This is a genomic window from Selenomonas oralis (assembly GCF_051603425.1).
Taxonomy (GTDB): domain Bacteria; phylum Bacillota; class Negativicutes; order Selenomonadales; family Selenomonadaceae; genus Selenomonas; species Selenomonas sputigena_A.
This window is the reverse complement of record NZ_CP194411.1, coordinates 2,426,293-2,442,108: the sequence shown is the minus strand read 5'-3', so window position 1 is coordinate 2,442,108 and position 15,816 is coordinate 2,426,293. Positions and strand designations below refer to the sequence as shown.

The window sequence follows — 15,816 nt, the reverse complement described above, 5'->3', positions numbered from 1 at the left end:
GCATGGACATCAAGCTCATCAACATAGGGTTCGGGAATATCGTCTCGGCCAATCGCGTCGTGGCAATCGTCAGTCCGGAATCAGCTCCGATCAAGCGTATTGTGCAGGAGGCAAGGGACGACGGACGTATTATCGATGCAACCTACGGCAGGCGCACACGTGCCGTCATCGTCATGGACAGCGATCATGTAATTCTTTCGGCAGTGCAGCCGGAAACCATGGCGCATCGTGTGCTTGAGTCAGATGATGTGGATACGAAAATGAAAGAGGACGGAAAATGAGGAAAGGACTCTTAGTCGTCGTTTCCGGCCCTTCGGGTGCAGGAAAGGGCACGATTTGCCAAGCGCTTTTGGAAAAAGCAACCGGTCTTGCCTATTCGGTTTCCGCTACGACGCGCCAACCGCGCGAGGGGGAGATTGACGGTGAGAGCTATTATTTCCTTACGGCTGCAGCTTTTGAGGAAATGATCGAGAGCGATGCCTTGCTTGAATGGGCCAAGGTGTATGACAATTACTATGGAACGCCTCTGAAAAAAATCGAGGAAAAACTTGCAGCCGGAGAGGATATCCTGCTGGAAATCGATACGCAGGGCGCGATGAAGGTACAGGAGAAATTTCCCGACGGCGTCTATATCTTCATTTTGCCGCCGTCGCTTGCTGAACTTGAGCGTCGTATTCGCGGACGTGATACGGAAACGGAAGAGGTGCTCGAAAAGCGTCTCGGGGCAGCCGTCGATGAAATCAGGGCAGGACGCCGCTATAAGTACGTTGTTACGAACGATGAGGTGGAAAAGGCGGTCGAAACCATTTTGGGCATTTTGGCGGCGGAACGTCATCTCGTTTCTCGCAGCGGGGAGCTTTTTGATAGGATCGAAACAGGAAGGAATGATTAGGCATGAGCATGGCGGATCCTTCAATCAACAAATTGTTGGAAAGGGTGGACAGTCGCTATACGCTTGTTGTTCTCGCGGCGAAACGCGCAAGGCAGCTTTTGGATGGAGAGACGCCAAAAGTGGAAGCATCCTCTACAAAGGATGTAACTGTCGCCCTGGAAGAGATATCGGAGGGCGATATTCTTTACAAGCGCAATAAAGGCGGCATCAAATAATGGTTTTCGAAGGGAAGAAGATCGTTCTGGGCGTTACAGGCGGCATCGCCGCCTATAAGGCCGTGGAAATAGCGAGCCGTCTCAGAAAAAAAGGGGCGGAAGTCCATGTCATCATGACGCAGGAAGCGACGCATTTCGTCGCTCCCCTGACGTTCCGTGAAATCACGGGACAGCCGGTGACGACAGATATGTGGACCGAGCCGTCGCATTGGCATGTCGCGCATATCGCTTTGGCGCAGTTGGCCGAGATTTTTCTCATTGCCCCTGCTACGGCGAATATCATTGCGAAAGCGGCCGCCGGGATTGCGGATGATATGTTGACAACAACGCTTCTGGCTGTCAAAGCGCCGATTTTTTTTGCGCCGGCTATGAACAGTGCGATGTATGAAAATCCTGTGACGCAGGAAAATATCGCGAAGCTTTTGCGGCTTGGCTGGCATAAGATCGAACCGGCTGCGGGGTATTTGGCCTGCGGCACGGCAGGCGTGGGGCGTTTGCCCGAGCCTGTGGATATTGTAGGTGAGATCGAGAAATCCCTGTCCGTGAGTTCTTCCCTGTACGGCATGAAGGTGTTGGTGACGGCAGGCGGCACGCTTGAGGCGATCGATCCCGTGCGGTTCATTGGCAATCGTTCGAGCGGCAAGATGGGCTATGCCGTTGCGAAGGAAGCTGCACGACGCGGCGCGGAGGTCGTTCTTGTTGCGGGGGGGACGGTGGCTTTGCCGGATCCGCCGGGGATGCGTGTCCTTCACACGGAATCGGCTCTTGCCATGCGCGAGGCAGTGCTGCAAGAGGCCGTCGAGGCGGATATCATCGTCAAGGCAGCGGCTGTTGCCGATTACCGTCCAAAGGAAGCCGCGGGCCAAAAAATCAAGAAGAATGCGGAGGAGATTACTCTCGTTTTGGAGAAGAACCCCGATATTCTGATGGAACTCGGTGCGCGCAAAAAGCCGGGACAGGTTCTTGTCGGCTTTGCAGCCGAGACGCAGAATCTTATGGAATACGCGCAGCGAAAACTCACGAAGAAAAATCTCGATTTCATTGTGGCCAATGATGTGACGCGCACGGGTGCCGGCTTCAATACGGAGACGAATCTCGTGAAGATTCTCTCGCGCGACGGCTCTGTCGAGGAAGTCCCGCTGATGGGAAAGGACGCGTTGGCAGCCTTGATTCTTGACCGCGTAGAATTCCTACAAAAATAGTTGACATTTGTTATCCTTTCCCTTATAATGAAGTCAAATCGAATATCACTCATCAAGAGCAGTGGAGGGACTGGCCCGAAGAAGCTGCGGCAACCGTTGACAAGATCAAAAAGGTGCCAATTCCTGTAGGTTTTTGCCTATAAGATGGGAGCAAAGAAAAACTCTCTTTTTGTAGGAAAGAGAGTTTTTTGATTGGTGAGGGAAGTGTGGGGTGGAACGATGCGTGTTCCGTATTTGAAATGCGGTGAATTTCGGGCAAACCCATGCGGCGATTTTCCGAAGGCAGCTGCTTGATTCACAGAAGAGCTGCGTGAACAAGGACGGTCGCACCTTGTTTTTTGGCTTTGCCGCAGGCGACGGCGGCAGAATGGAGTTTAGCATGAGCAAAACGGTATTGTTCACTTCCGAGTCGGTGACGGAAGGTCATCCCGACAAGATGGCAGATCAGATTTCTGACGCGATTCTTGACGCGATTCTCGCACAAGACCCCATGGGGCGCGTGGCCTGCGAAACGCTGGTGACGACGGGGCAGGTGCATGTAGTTGGTGAAATCTCGACTTCGTGCTATATTGATATCCCGCATATCATCCGCCAGACAGTCGAAAATATTGGCTATACGCGCGCCAAGTACGGTTTTGATGCGGCGACATGCGGCATTCTCGTGTCCCTTGATGAGCAGTCTGCTGATATCGCGCTCGGCGTTGATAAAGCCCTTGAGGCGAAGGCCGGCGAATCCGATGTGGCGGATTCCATAGGCGCGGGCGATCAGGGTATGATGTTTGGTTATGCGACGAATGAGACGCCCGAGTTCATGCCTCTGCCGATTGCGTTGGCACAGCGCCTTGCACGCCGCTTGGCCGAGGTGCGCAAGAGCGGCGAGCTCGCTTATCTGCGTCCTGACGGCAAGACGCAGGTGACGGTTCGTTACGAGGACGGCAAGCCGGTTGCTGTCGATACCATCGTCATCTCGACGCAGCATGATCCGGAAGTCGATTTGGAGACGATCCGCAAGGATATGATTGAAAAGGTCATCAAGACGGTTGTTCCGGCGGAGCTTCTGACGGCGGATACAAAATACTTCGTAAATCCGACGGGAAAGTTCGTCATCGGCGGCCCGCAGGGAGATTCGGGTCTTACAGGCAGAAAGATCATCGTCGATACTTATGGTGGCATGGCACGTCACGGCGGCGGTGCGTTCTCGGGCAAGGATCCCACGAAGGTTGACCGTTCTGCAGCCTATGCTGCACGTTATGTGGCGAAGAATGTCGTCGCGGCGGGTCTTGCCGACCGCTGCGAGATTCAGCTCGCCTATGCGATCGGTGTTGCGCGCCCCGTTTCCATCATGGTTGATACATTCGGCACGAACAAGGTAGACGAGGTATTGATTGAGAAGATCGTACACGAGAATTTCGATTTGCGCCCGGCGTCCATTATCAGCAATCTGGATCTGCGTCGTCCGATTTACGGACAGACGGCAGCTTACGGGCACTTCGGCCGTACGGATGTTGAATTGCCGTGGGAAGCGACGGACAAGGCGGCAGTGCTCAAGAAAGCTGCCGGTATTTGAGAGTAGGGAAGAGGCAAAATAGGCGGTCATCCGCTGCAGGCATGCAGCAAGAAAGCTGCTTTCGGTACGACGTCCGTTTTCCCCGTTTTGCCCGTTCCAAGAAAAACGCTTGACGAAAAAAGATATATATGATAGTATAGCTGAGTAATTCAAGAAGAGGCCGCCGCTTCTCACCTGCTGGCACGTGGTCAGTCAGGTTCATATTGCTCTGTGCAAGATGAAGGGTGGTGTTTGCCGCCCTTTTATTTTGACTTGTTTACCAGGAGGTGTTTTCCCATTAGCAGGGAATCTTTAAGGATCAATGAGGAAATCCGTATTCGGGAGGTACGCGTAACGAGCGCGTCGGGCGAACAGCTCGGTATTATGCAGACGCGCGATGCCTTGCGGATGGCGGAGGAGCAGCATCTCGATCTTGTCGAGGTTGCGCCGAAAGCGAAACCTCCGGTATGCCGTATCATGGATTTCGGCAAATATCGCTATGAACAGCAAAAAAGGGAGAAAGAGGCAAAGAAGAGACAGAAGGTCATCACGGTCAAGGAAGTCAAGCTGCGCCCCAATATTGAGCAGCATGATTTTGACGTGAAGCTTAAAAATGCTCTTCGTTTTCTTGAAGAAGGAAACAAGGTCAAGGTTACCATCATGTTCCGTGGCCGTGAATTGTCGCATCCCGAGCTTGGCAGGGAAGTTCTGGACAAGGTTTCCGCCCAGCTCAAGGAACTTGTTTCCATCGAAAGGGATGCCAAGCTCGAAGGCAAAAACATGACGATGATCTTAGCCCCGAAAGCCCAAACCAAAGGAGGAAAACAATAATGCCAAAGGTCAAGACACGCAGGGCAGCTGCAAAGCGTTTCACCATAACGGGTTCTGGTGAGTTTAAGAGGAACAAGGCGTTCAAGAGCCATATCCTGGAGAAGAAAACGAGAAAGCGCAAGCGCAATCTCCGCAAGGCTGCTCTTATCGCGGAAGCAGATCATAAGCGCGTAAGGAAGATGCTTCCCAACGTTTGAGGAATTATAAACCGATAGATTTCGGATAGATATTGGAGGAATGGAATATGCCAAGAGTAAAAACCGGCGTAACCGCACATCGACGCCATAAAAAGATTTTGAAGTTGGCCAAGGGATACCGCGGAGCGAAGAGCAAGCAGTTCAAGAAGGCCAATGAGACCGTCATGAAGGCTCTTTATTACGCCCGTCGCGATCGTCGCGCGAAGAAGGGTGAGTTCCGCAAACTCTGGATTGCCCGCATCAATGCAGCAGCTCGCATGAACGGCATTTCCTACAGCCGTCTCATCAACGGCCTTACAAAGGCCGGCATTGAGGTCAACCGCAAGATGTTTGCCGACCTTGCTGTTCATGACGAGAAGGCGTTTGCTCAACTCGTCGCTATTGCAAAGGAAAACCAGTAAGGATATGGTGAAGGGAAGGCTGATGCCTTCCCTTTTTTTATACGAGGGAGCAAGGAACTGTTGGCTCGTAGGAGGCGACGATGGAGCGGATCGAGAGTGCCCAGAATAAAAAGATCAAATGGATTGCAGGTTTGAAGCAAAAGCAGAGGCGCAAGGCGGAAGGTGTTTTCGTTGCTGAAGGAGTACGCCTTTGCGAAATGGCGGTTTTGTCCGGTTGGCGGCTGCGCCTTTGTCTCTTTACGCCGGAAAGGGCGCAGGAAGCGCGTGCGAAGCGGCTTTTGGAGCAAATAGCGACGCGGGGTTGTCCCCTTTATGAGACATCGCATGAGGTCTATAAAAAGGCAAGCGATACCGAGACGCCGCAGGGCATTTTGCTTGTGTTGGAGGAAAAGGCCACGTCCCTTGCGGAACTTTGCACCGGAAAGAGCTGCGGTATGAAAACCTCTGCTGAAGCACGGGCGGTGGATGTCGCCAAAAGCTCGCCGGAAAAGAACGGGCCTTTGCTTGTGGTGCTTGACGGCGTACAGGATCCGGGCAATGCGGGGACAATTTTACGCACAGCAGATGCGGCCGGTGCGGACGGCGTCATACTCCTACACAATACTCTGGACGTTTTTTCGGGCAAGACGGTGCGCGCCAGTATGGGTTCTATTTTTCATCTGCCGCTTGTTTCGGATGTTTCGAGGCAGGAGCTGCAGGATTTTTTATGCCGGGAAGGCATCGATTTGTTGGCGGCGGTTCTCGATGAGGCGGCAAGGCCGTATTATGAAGCAAATTACAATGGCGGCATCGCGCTTGCCTTTGGCAATGAGGGAAAGGGCATTTCCAGCGAACTTCAAGCGATGGCTGCTCGGAAAATCTTTATTCCGATGTTTGGGCAGGCGGAATCGCTCAATGTTTCCACGGCGGCTGCCCTGGTGCTCTATGAGGCGGCCGCCGTCAGGCGGGGATTTGGCCGTCATTCCCAATAGAGGTAAACGGCGAGCACCCCTTTGGCAAGGGAAACGCTGAAGGAAGAGCTTTCGACAGCGAATTCGTTGGATACGGCGTACGGCTCGTGCTGGCTGAGGCGAGCGTCTTGGAGCGGCCAAGCGGTGCCTTCAAGATTTACGCCAAGGCATTCTTCCGTCATGGGCAGGAGTGAAATCGCCTTTGCCTTTTTTTCTGCGGCAAAGGCAAGGCGTTCGTTTCCTCGCAGGAAGAAGCAAGCTTCTTTCTCGTCGGCAAGAAGGCCCGGCAGATGCATGTGAGCGAAGGAAAAGATCGTGCTCATGGCGTGATCGAAGCGTCCGCCGAAAGCGCCGGTGATGAGCAGGAAGCAGGGAGTATGTGCTTCCTTGAGGCGATGTAAGGCGATTTGGGTATCTGTCAAATCTTTTCGGGGGCTGAAGTGCTCCGTTCTTACACCTGCAGCCAGAGCCCAGTCCCATGCTTGGGAAGAGGCGCTGTCTCCGTCTCCGATCAGCCGTTCCGGCAAGAGCTTCATTTCGTGGCAGATGTCAATGCCGTGGTCAAGTGCCCAAAGATGGCCGCGTCGGGCGGCGTCCAGCCAGTCTTTTGCAGGAGCGCGTCCGCCTGTGATAAGGGTATAGACGTTGTCGGGCAGGTCATGGGAAAAAATGAGCCGCCCTTGCGGCAGGAGAAATTCATTTGCAGGCATTTGTTTGCCTCCTTGTATGCTTATGGTGTCTTGTCAACCGTATGGCATCGTATCTGTTTAGCGTACCATGCTTTTCTGCATTCTGCAATTCCTGTCCGGAAGTTCGGAAGGTTTTTTGCTCTTTATGTATAACTATACAGTATAGAGCTATATGCTCCTGCCAGTTTGAGGAGCTGTGGTTAGCATTTGTGGATTCAATTGGGTTTTATTTAGAGAGGAGTTGGCAGTATGCTGAACTTTACCTATTATGGCCATGCCTCATTTTTGCTCGATGACGGAAAGGCAAAAGTTTTAACGGATCCATTTCTCACGGGCAATCCTCTGGCGGCTATTGCACCCGAAGAGGTGGCGTGCGACTATATCTTGCTGACCCATGCCCACAGCGACCATCTCGGCGACGCAGCGGCTATCGCCAAGCGGACGGGAGCAACCATTCTCGGAATTCCGGAGGTTCTCAACGTTTGTTTGGAACAGGAGAACGGCCTGAAGACGCATGGCATGAATATCGGCGGCTCGGTGAAACTTCCGTTCGGCAAAGTTCGTATGACGATGGCATGGCACAGCTCGGGGGTGCCCGGTGGCATTGCCTGCGGTTATGTCATCCATATGGCAGGCTTGAATGTTTATTTTGCGGGCGATACGGCACTTTTCAGCGACATGAAGCTCATCGGGCAGAAGGATCCTTTGGATTATGCCATCCTGCCCATCGGGGACAATTACACGATGGGTCTTGAGGATGCCGCTCTTGCCGCACAGTGGCTCAACACCAAGAATGTCATTCCGATTCATTATAATACATGGCCTGTTGTCGCGCAGGATGCAGTGAAATACAAGGAAGTGACCGAGGAGATGACGCGTGCTGCCGTGCACATTGTGAAGCCCGGAGGCTCGCTGGAGCTTGTATGAAAAAAAGCAGGCTCGTGGTTCTTTTGGGGCCTACAGCCGTGGGGAAAACGGCGCTGTCCTTGGCTCTGGCCAGGAAACTTGGAGCGGAGATCATCTCGGGAGACTCCATGCTCTTTTATCGGGGCTTCGATATCGGCACGGCAAAACCGACGCTTGAGGAAAGGGAGGTTGTGCCGCATCACCTCATTGATATACTCGAACCGTCGGCTTCGTTCAGCGTAACGGATTTTCAGCGCCTGGCCGCAAAAAAGATTGCTTGCATCGAAGCACGGGGCAGGCTGCCGTTCATCGTCGGCGGCACGGGGCTTTACATCAAATCTCTGCTTGAGGGATATGCGTTCAATAAAACTGCAGGCAATGCGGCTTACCGTGAGCGGATTGAGACCATGGCGCAGGAGAAGGGCAAGGATTTTGTGCATGGGCTTTTGCAAAAGGTTGATCCGGAAGCGGCAGGACGCCTTCATGTCAATGATTTCAGGCGCGTCGTTCGTGCTCTTGAAGTCGCTGCTCTGGGGCAGGAGCGCATTTCAAAAAGCCGTGAAGCAGAGGCTGGAGGCCTTGTTTATGATGCCTATGTCGTCGGGCTTAGGCGCGATCGGCAGAAGCTGTACGAACGAATTGAAGAACGGGTCGATATCATGCTGCGAGATGGATTGGAAGAGGAAGTGCGGCATCTGCTTTCGGGTGGCGTATCCGCTGCGTGCCAGGCTATGAAGGGCATTGGCTACAAGGAAACAGTGGCATATCTTGCCGGTTGCATGGACAGGTCGGAGGCTGAGGAGGAAATCAAGAAGGCGACGCGTCATTTTGCGAAACGCCAGATGACTTGGTTTAGAAAAATGCCCTACATCCATTGGTATGATGCCGAAAACATTTCCGAAGAGATGCTTTGCACCAAGATTTATACGGATATAAGGCGGTTTTTCATGATACGCTGCAAATGAATTGTAAAAAGGGGGGGCTTGGAATGCCGGTAAAACCAGTCAATTTGCAAGATAATTTTTTGAATCAGATGCGCAGGGAAAACAAGGCGGTCAGCATACACTTGCTCAATGGGTTTCAAATGAAGGGATATGTCCGGGGCTTTGATAATTTTACGGTAGTACTGGAGATTTCAGGAAAGCAGCATTTGATTTACAAGCATGCCATATCCACGGTTGCTGCAACGAAACTTGCATCTGCCGGCGAGACCGAAAAGAGGAGCGAATAGAGAAAAGCCTTCTCCACCATAAGGGAGAAGGCTTTTTGTGAGGAAGGGGTATGGAGTTGCGAAAGCGTGGTTTTGAAATCATTGAAGAATATCGGGGGAAAGGAATCGAATTGCCTGAACGCAAGACTTCGGGCAGTGCTGGATATGATCTTGCGGCGGCGTGTGACTGTATATTGAAGCGCGGGGAAGTGGCGATCGTACCGACAGGGCTCAAGGCGTATATGCAGAAGGATGAATATCTGGGGCTGCACATACGCTCGGGGCTTTCCCTCAAGCATTGTCTGATGCTCGTCAACAGCCAGGGCATTATTGATTCGGATTACTATAACAATGCAGACAACGACGGGCATATCATGGCAGCCGTCCTGAATCTCGGGGAAAAAGATGTTTTCGTGGAAAAGGGCATGCGCATCGCACAGGGGATTTTCTACAAATACCTTGTTGTCGATGGCGATGAGGCCGGCCGGGGAGTGAGCCGCCAAGGCGGCTTTGGCTCGACGGGGGAGGAATGAGGCAAGCGCCGGCAGTGCGGCGAGGCAGATACAGCGGCTGCGGTTATTTCACCGAGAGAAGCATCCCGCGGATTTTCTCTTCGTCCGGGGTCACATAGAGCGTTTTTTGATGCGTGAAGATGACAAAGCCGGGACGGGAGCCAGATGGTTTTTTCACGTAGCGGCGGTATGTGTAGTCAACAGGTATGTTGGAAGAATCCTGCGCTTTGCTGAAATGAGCGGCGAGCTGTGCGGCGAGAAACAGACTCTCCTCGGTCGGCTCTTCGCCCGCAAGGCGCAGGATGACATGGGAGCCTGGAATATCCTTGGCATGAAGCCATAGATCGTCCGGTGCAGCCGTCTGAAATGTCAGGCGGTCGTTCTGGTTATTGTTCTTTCCCACGAGGATTTCCTGTCCGCTTTCTGTTTTGAAGCGAAAGGGGGAGGAAGGCTTGTCCTGGCGTTTTTTCTTCAGCTGTTCCTGCAAAAAGCCGCTTTTGATGAGCTCCTCTTTGATTTCCTCGATTTCTGTCAGAGAGGAAGAGGATTCCAGAGAGTTTTCAATACTTGCCAGGTAGCGGATGCTTTCCCTGCAAAAGGAAAGCTGCTCATCGAGAAGTTTTTGCGCACGTTTGAGCTTGTCGTATTTGTGGTAGAAGGCCTGCATGTTTTGGCTCAAAGTCAGACGTTGGTTGAGCGGCAGGGTTATTTTTTCGCCGACTTCACTGTAAATATCATCGACGGTGACGGCAGCATCTTCGTGGTCGCGGAAGAGATGCGCGTATGTCATAAGATTGTCTCCAAACTTCTTGTATTCCTCGGCATTTTCTGCCTGGGTGAGTTCTTCGCGCAGGACGGCGAGTTTGTTTTCCGCGCGCGCAAGCTCCGTTCGAACGAATTTTTTCAGGCGTTCCTTTTCCGGCGGCGTATAAATCCCCGTGAGGCGGGTTGCTTTTTCCAGCATTTCGCTGATGGTGGGAAAGGAAAGCACAGTTTCTTTGCCCATGTGATGCAGCAGGAAAGGAGAGGTAGCAAGGACCTTTCGGTTGGCGTCAAGGATGAGGCAGGGGGCGAGCTCTTCCTTTATGCAGGCGGCAATGACGCTTTCGAGGGCGCAGCGAAGCTCAGCATGGTCTTTGGCGTCGAGTTCGGCGCTTGTCATCGTTTCGGGCAGTCCGGCAGTGAATAAGGTTTCCCGCACCGTGACAGGACCAAAGCCGAGACAAGAGCTCAGCAGAGCCTTGTAGAGGGTTGCTTCGGGATTCCGGGCGATGCGCTTTATGATGGCGTCCATATCTGTTGTACGCGGATCAAGCTTATCCTGTGCCGGCGGCGGCAGGTACTTCCGTCCGGGAAGAACCGTGCGGGTGCGGCTGTTTGCGCTGCCCACTTTGCGCAGGGCATCGAGAATCATGCCGTCCTGTACCAGAATGATATTGCTGTATTTGCCGATGAGTTCGATGAGCAGCGTTTTTGTGACAATTTTGCCTCCTGCCGCAAGTGCGTCGAAATCAAGTGCGATGATGCGATCAAGGCCGAACTGGCGTATATCGGCAATGCGGCTTCCCTCGAGGTGTTTGCGCAGAACCATGCAGAAGAGCGGCGGTTCGACGGGATTCTCGGGTTGCTTTTCCGCGAGAAAAACTGCGGGAGCCTGTGGGTTTGCCGCGATGTGCAAAAGGCAGCTGCGGCCGGGTTGTCGTATATTGAGGAAGACGGAGCTTTTGTTGGGCTGCGTGATCTTGTCTATGCGTCCGCCAAGAAGTGCGTTATGCAGCTCCTTCGTGAGCGGGTATGTCGAAAATCCATCGAGGCTCATGGGATTCACCTGTTCTTTCGGGTTAGAATATTGAAGGGTATGATAAAGTATAGCATTGATGTCTTTCTGCGGTCAATTATAAGAAAGAAGCCGAGGAGGCGGCACCCAGGAATGGATGCCGCCTCCTCGGCTTCTTGTTTTTGTAAAGTATACGCGCAAACGTCCATTTTGTGATATTGTGCGCCGCCTTGCCGTGAAAACGGACAATCTGCCTGCGCCTTTTGGCTGCTTTCATGGCAGCGCGCTTAGTCCAGATGGAATTTGCTCACAGCTTTTTGTAAATCTTGGGCCATGTTTGCGAGGGTGGCGCTTGAGGCTGCAATCTCCTGCATGGAAGCCGCCTGCTCCTGGGATACGGCAGAAACATTTTCCGCATCGCCCTGTACGGAATCGGATACGGACTTGAGTTTATGTACAGATTCCTCCATGCGCATGTTTTTCGTATGGATTTTCTGCGTGCTTTCAAGAATGCCGGAAACTTTGGCAGAAAGCTCCTGTACGACCGCAGCGATGCGATCGAAGCGTCTGCTTGCCCGATGCACTTGCTCGACTCCTTCACTGACATGCTCCTTTTGATCCTGCATGACCTTGAAGGTTTCTTCGATGCGTTTGGCATTGTCAGTAATCAGGTTGGTGATTTCCTGCGCGGCGCCTTCCGACTGTTCGGCCAGTTTCCGGACCTCTTCCGCTACGACCGTGAAGCCTCGTCCTTGTTCCCCGGCGCGGGCAGCCTCGATGGCGGCGTTTAGGGCAAGAAGGTTTGTTTGTTCCGCGATCTGTGTAATCATCTCGACGATTTCTGAGATGCGTTTGGAGCTTTCGTAGAGTGCGGTCACTGCATCCGCGACATCTTGTGAGCTTTCGTTGAGCACCTGCATTCCTTTGACGGCTACGTTGAGGCCTTGTTGCCCCTCGGTCGTTGCGGATTCGACGCGCTCCACTGCATTCGAGACATCGCCGACGCCTGCATTGATTTCGTTCATGGCCGTTGTGATATCGTTTACTGTTTGCAGGGATTCTGTTACGACATGGCCTTGTTCCTGCGCCTCGCCGGTGATTCTGACGACAGCCTCCGATGTTTGCTGTGCACCTTGGGCGGATTGGTCAGCGGAGGCGGTAAGCTCTTCCGATGAGGCGGCAAGCTGCTCCGATGTTTGGGCTGTCTGACGGATGAGGCTTTGCAAACCGTTTGTCATCTGGCAGAAGCTGTTGTGCAGACTGCCGATTTCATCTTGGCGGTCAGTTGGAGCCATATGGGTTGTCAGATCACCTTGCGCCACTTTTGTGGCAACAGCGGCGAGTTCCTCGATGGGGTGGGAAATGGAACGGGCAATGTAATAGAGAATACTGCCCAAAAGGAGCAGGGCGGTGAGGGCGCAAGCGATCATGAGCCATTTGAGGTGTGCGACAGCGGCAAAGATTTCCTCTTGCGGCACAAAGAGGATCAAAGACCAGCCGGTATCGCCCACGGGGTGTACGGCATAAAACATATCGACGCCTTGGTAGCTTGATTCAAAGAAAATAGGTTCTTTGGAGAGGAATTTTTTTGCTTTGTCCTCGCCTTCGTCGTGCACATTATCGTCAAGCGTCAGCGCGGGATGGGCGATGAAGCGTCCGGAAGCATCGAGCATGAAAGCCTCGCCCGTTTCGCCTACCTTGAAGGAAGCGACTTTCTTTTCAATCTCGTCGAAAAGGATATCTGCGGCGACAACCCCCAAGAGCTCATTATTGTTTCGCACGGCTTTGCTCAAGGTCACGACTTTGATGTTTTGGAAACTGTCCAGATAGATATCGGAGATCTGCACGCCGTCTTTTTGGACAGCTTCTTTGTACCAATCTCGAGAAGTCGCGTCGAATTCGGACTTGGGCACGACGCCCTCCTGACTGTCAAGGAAATCGCGTTCCGGAAAGCCGATAAAAAGTGTATTGACCTCGCTGCGTTTCATGAAACTTGCACCGATGGGGGCAAAGGCTTCATTTGAAGGAAGGTTGCCTGCCCAAGCTTCTGTCAGCCCATCGAGGACATCTCTCTGTCTTTGGATTGTTTCGTTGACCTGTTCCGCATCAAGCTCGGCCAGCGTCATCATTTCTTTTTGGGTCGCCTCGATAAGAAGCGTACTGGCGTTCCAGTAGCTGAATATGGAGACGGCGAAAAAGATGATGCAGAAGGGAATTCCTACCCAGAGAAGCATCTTTACTCGTAATTTCATTGCTGTACCCCCTGAAAAGTCCTAATAATAATGGAATATACGGATTTATATAGTAAAATAATACTATATTTAATCAAGAAAAGCAAGAAGTTTTGCGACTAAATAGGAAAATCTTCTGATTAAAACCAGGACATAAATGTATTATGAAAGTTTTATGGCTTTAAAAAGTGAAGTGTTGCCGGACAATCTGAAAAATATTTGTTTTGAGAGAAGGGAGGAGCAAGTTGAAAATATTGTTAGGCAACCAGGGCTTTTGGGTCAATTTTATCAAATGGAAAATGATTTGACATTGCAGAACAACTATAATAGAATTGTACTGTTATATACATGGTTGCTAACTAGGAGGAAGTCGGACAAAAATGAATGTAAATGAAAAGTTGAGGAATATCGCAATCATCGCCCACGTTGACCACGGCAAGACGACGTTGGTGGACGCGATGCTCAGGCAAAGCCATGTTTTCCGCTCGAACGAGCAGGTTGCCGAGCGCGTTATGGATTCTGGTGACCTGGAGCGTGAGCGCGGTATCACGATTCTTTCCAAGAATACATCCATTCTCTATAATGACGTAAAGATCAATATCGTCGATACGCCGGGTCATGCCGATTTCGGCGGCGAAGTGGAACGCGTGCTCAATATGGTGGATGGAGTGCTGTTGCTTGTCGATGCCTTTGAAGGTCCGATGCCTCAGACGAAGTATGTGCTCAGGAAGGCGCTTGAACAAAAACTCAAGCCCATTGTCGTCATCAATAAGATCGACCGTCCTGACCAGCGTGTCGATGATGTGTATGATGAGGTTCTTGAGCTTTTCATGGAACTTGACGCTGACGACGAGCAGCTTGATTTCCCTTGTATCTATGCGACGGCTCGCGAGGGTGTGGCAAAGTATCAAATGGAGGACGAAAGCAGCAGTCTTGAGCCGCTGATGGAAACAATCGTCAAGGAGATCCCTCCTCCATCGGGCGATGCGGACGGCACGCTCCAAATGATGGTTACTACACTCGAGGCCGATGAATATGTGGGAAAGGTTGCTGTTGGCCGCATCATTCGCGGCAGTGTCAAGGCGAACCAAGGGGTTGCGCTTATCAGTGGCGATCACGAGTCGAAGGCGCGCGTCGGCAAGGTGTTTGTTTATCAAGGCCTGAAACGTGTCGAGGTGCCCGAGGCAGGGCTCGGGGAAATCGTTGCTTTGACGGGGCTGGGGGAGGTCAGTATTGGCTATACAGTGGCGGATGCGGAAAACCCGGAGGCTCTGCCGACCATCAACATTGACGAGCCGACACTTTCCATGACCTTTGGTGTCAATACGAGCCCGTTTGCCGGCAGGGAAGGCCAGTTCGTCACCTCGCGTCATTTGCGCGACCGACTTTTCAGGGAAGTCGAAACGAATGTGAGCCTGCGCGTGGAGGAAACAGATTCTGCAGATGTCTTCAAGGTATCGGGACGTGGTGAGCTGCATCTTTCCATACTTATCGAAACGATGCGCCGCGAGGGATACGAGCTGCAGGTCGGCAAGCCCGAAGTCGTCTATAAGACGATCAATGGACAAAGGTGCGAGCCTATGGAAAATCTCACGATCGAGGTGCCGCAGGAATATATGGGCACGGTCATGGAGTCCCTGGGCACGCGTAAAGCAGAGCTGTCCAACATGACAGAGGTTTCAGGCTATATGCGCATGGAGTTTGTGATTCCGGCGCGCGGTCTCATCGGTTTCCGCTCGGAGCTCTTGACCAATACGAAGGGCAATGGCATCATGAACCATGTGTTTTGCGGCTACGTCCCCTATAAGGGGGATATTCCGGGGCGTACACGCGGCTCGCTTGTGGCTTTCGAGCAAGGTGAGACGACGGGATACGGCATCTATACGCTGCAGGATCGCGGCACGATGTTTATTTCTCCGGGACAGCAGGTGTATGAGGGCATGATTGTAGGCGAGAATTCGCGTGAGCTCGATATCGACATCAATCCCTGCAAGAAAAAGAATGTTTCTAACATGCGCACATCTTCCTCGGATGAGGCGATCCGCCTTGTACCGCCGCGTATTTTGAGCCTTGAACAGGCATTGGAATATATCAATGAGGATGAGCTTGTCGAAGTCACACCCGAGAATATCCGCCTGAGAAAAACGATTCTTGACCGCACGGCTCGCGGGCGTGCAAACAAGAATGCACGAAAGTGAGAAGATCGCTCTGTAGCTTCGATTTTTCGGAAACCGTCCGTACAGGTGTGCGGTTTCCG

Annotated in this window: 17 protein-coding genes and 1 riboswitch; of the genes, 14 read left to right on the top strand and 3 right to left on the bottom strand. The window is 52.4% G+C overall.

Annotated elements, in window-relative coordinates:
* Positions 1-2 precede the first annotated feature (2 nt).
* The 9 genes from remA (at position 3) to ACRTGH_RS11475 (ending at position 6,255) form a co-directional block, all read left to right on the top strand.
* Complete coding sequence (remA, locus tag ACRTGH_RS11515) at positions 3-281, top strand: extracellular matrix/biofilm regulator RemA (protein WP_368845896.1); 279 nt, start codon at positions 3-5, stop codon at positions 279-281.
* Complete coding sequence (gene gmk, locus ACRTGH_RS11510) at positions 278-892, top strand: guanylate kinase (RefSeq protein WP_368845897.1); 615 nt, start codon at positions 278-280, stop codon at positions 890-892. Before remA ends, gmk begins: the two co-directional genes overlap by 4 nt.
* Before the next feature lie 2 nt (positions 893-894).
* Positions 895-1,107, top strand: coding sequence for a DNA-directed RNA polymerase subunit omega (gene rpoZ, locus ACRTGH_RS11505; RefSeq protein WP_368845898.1), 213 nt, complete (start codon positions 895-897; stop codon positions 1,105-1,107).
* A complete protein-coding gene (gene coaBC / locus ACRTGH_RS11500) occupies positions 1,107-2,309 on the top strand; it encodes a bifunctional phosphopantothenoylcysteine decarboxylase/phosphopantothenate--cysteine ligase CoaBC (RefSeq protein WP_368845899.1) in 1,203 nt (400 codons plus the stop codon). The genes rpoZ and coaBC overlap by 1 nt, the downstream gene beginning before the upstream one ends.
* A 46-nt stretch (positions 2,310-2,355) precedes the next feature.
* Positions 2,356-2,460: riboswitch (SAM riboswitch) on the top strand.
* 228 nt (positions 2,461-2,688) lie between these two features.
* Complete coding sequence (gene metK, locus ACRTGH_RS11495; protein WP_368846219.1) at positions 2,689-3,876, top strand: methionine adenosyltransferase; 1,188 nt, start codon at positions 2,689-2,691, stop codon at positions 3,874-3,876.
* 276 nt (positions 3,877-4,152) lie between these two features.
* The gene (gene infC, locus ACRTGH_RS11490; protein ID WP_438474892.1) at positions 4,153-4,686 is read left to right on the top strand and encodes a translation initiation factor IF-3; all 534 of its coding nucleotides are present in this window, start codon (positions 4,153-4,155) and stop codon (positions 4,684-4,686) included.
* Positions 4,686-4,883 (top strand): 50S ribosomal protein L35, encoded by a 198-nt coding sequence (gene rpmI / locus ACRTGH_RS11485; protein ID WP_368845900.1) that lies wholly within the window; start codon positions 4,686-4,688, stop codon positions 4,881-4,883. The genes infC and rpmI overlap by 1 nt, the downstream gene beginning before the upstream one ends.
* 47 nt (positions 4,884-4,930) lie before the next feature.
* Entirely contained in the window at positions 4,931-5,284 is a 354-nt protein-coding gene (rplT, locus tag ACRTGH_RS11480; RefSeq protein WP_368845901.1) for a 50S ribosomal protein L20, read from the top strand.
* An 80-nt stretch (positions 5,285-5,364) separates the two neighbouring features.
* The gene (locus tag ACRTGH_RS11475; RefSeq protein ID WP_368845902.1) at positions 5,365-6,255 is read left to right on the top strand and encodes a TrmH family RNA methyltransferase; all 891 of its coding nucleotides are present in this window, start codon (positions 5,365-5,367) and stop codon (positions 6,253-6,255) included.
* Here the strand turns inward: ACRTGH_RS11475 and ACRTGH_RS11470 are convergent.
* Positions 6,243-6,944: a thiamine diphosphokinase gene (locus ACRTGH_RS11470; RefSeq protein ID WP_368845903.1), complete on the bottom strand. Its 702-nt coding sequence runs from the start codon at positions 6,942-6,944 to the stop codon at positions 6,243-6,245. The genes ACRTGH_RS11475 and ACRTGH_RS11470 overlap by 13 nt on opposite strands.
* 228 nt (positions 6,945-7,172) lie before the next feature.
* Between ACRTGH_RS11470 and ACRTGH_RS11465 the strand changes: the two genes are divergently transcribed.
* Genes ACRTGH_RS11465 through dut form a run of 4 tightly spaced genes read left to right on the top strand, consistent with a single transcriptional unit; the run spans position 7,173 to position 9,572 of the window.
* On the top strand, positions 7,173-7,850 hold the full coding sequence (locus tag ACRTGH_RS11465; RefSeq protein ID WP_368845904.1) for a metal-dependent hydrolase: 678 nt from the start codon (positions 7,173-7,175) through the stop codon (positions 7,848-7,850).
* Complete coding sequence (miaA, locus tag ACRTGH_RS11460; protein WP_368845905.1) at positions 7,847-8,794, top strand: tRNA (adenosine(37)-N6)-dimethylallyltransferase MiaA; 948 nt, start codon at positions 7,847-7,849, stop codon at positions 8,792-8,794. Before ACRTGH_RS11465 ends, miaA begins: the two co-directional genes overlap by 4 nt.
* A 23-nt stretch (positions 8,795-8,817) precedes the next feature.
* The gene (gene hfq / locus ACRTGH_RS11455; protein WP_368846221.1) at positions 8,818-9,060 is read left to right on the top strand and encodes an RNA chaperone Hfq; all 243 of its coding nucleotides are present in this window, start codon (positions 8,818-8,820) and stop codon (positions 9,058-9,060) included.
* 56 nt (positions 9,061-9,116) lie between these two features.
* Complete coding sequence (gene dut, locus ACRTGH_RS11450) at positions 9,117-9,572, top strand: dUTP diphosphatase (RefSeq protein ID WP_368846222.1); 456 nt, start codon at positions 9,117-9,119, stop codon at positions 9,570-9,572.
* A gap of 43 nt (positions 9,573-9,615) precedes the next feature.
* Here dut and ACRTGH_RS11445 read toward each other — a convergent pair whose 3' ends face one another.
* Positions 9,616-11,370 carry an Rqc2 family fibronectin-binding protein gene (locus tag ACRTGH_RS11445; protein ID WP_368845906.1) on the bottom strand — a complete coding sequence of 585 codons (1,755 nt, stop codon included), beginning with the start codon at positions 11,368-11,370 and terminating at the stop codon, positions 9,616-9,618.
* A 245-nt stretch (positions 11,371-11,615) separates the two neighbouring features.
* Positions 11,616-13,580 (bottom strand): methyl-accepting chemotaxis protein, encoded by a 1,965-nt coding sequence (locus ACRTGH_RS11440; protein ID WP_368845907.1) that lies wholly within the window; start codon positions 13,578-13,580, stop codon positions 11,616-11,618.
* A gap of 359 nt (positions 13,581-13,939) precedes the next feature.
* Between ACRTGH_RS11440 and typA the strand changes: the two genes are divergently transcribed.
* Entirely contained in the window at positions 13,940-15,757 is a 1,818-nt protein-coding gene (gene typA / locus ACRTGH_RS11435) for a translational GTPase TypA (RefSeq protein ID WP_368845908.1), read from the top strand.
* Positions 15,758-15,816 lie beyond the last annotated feature (59 nt).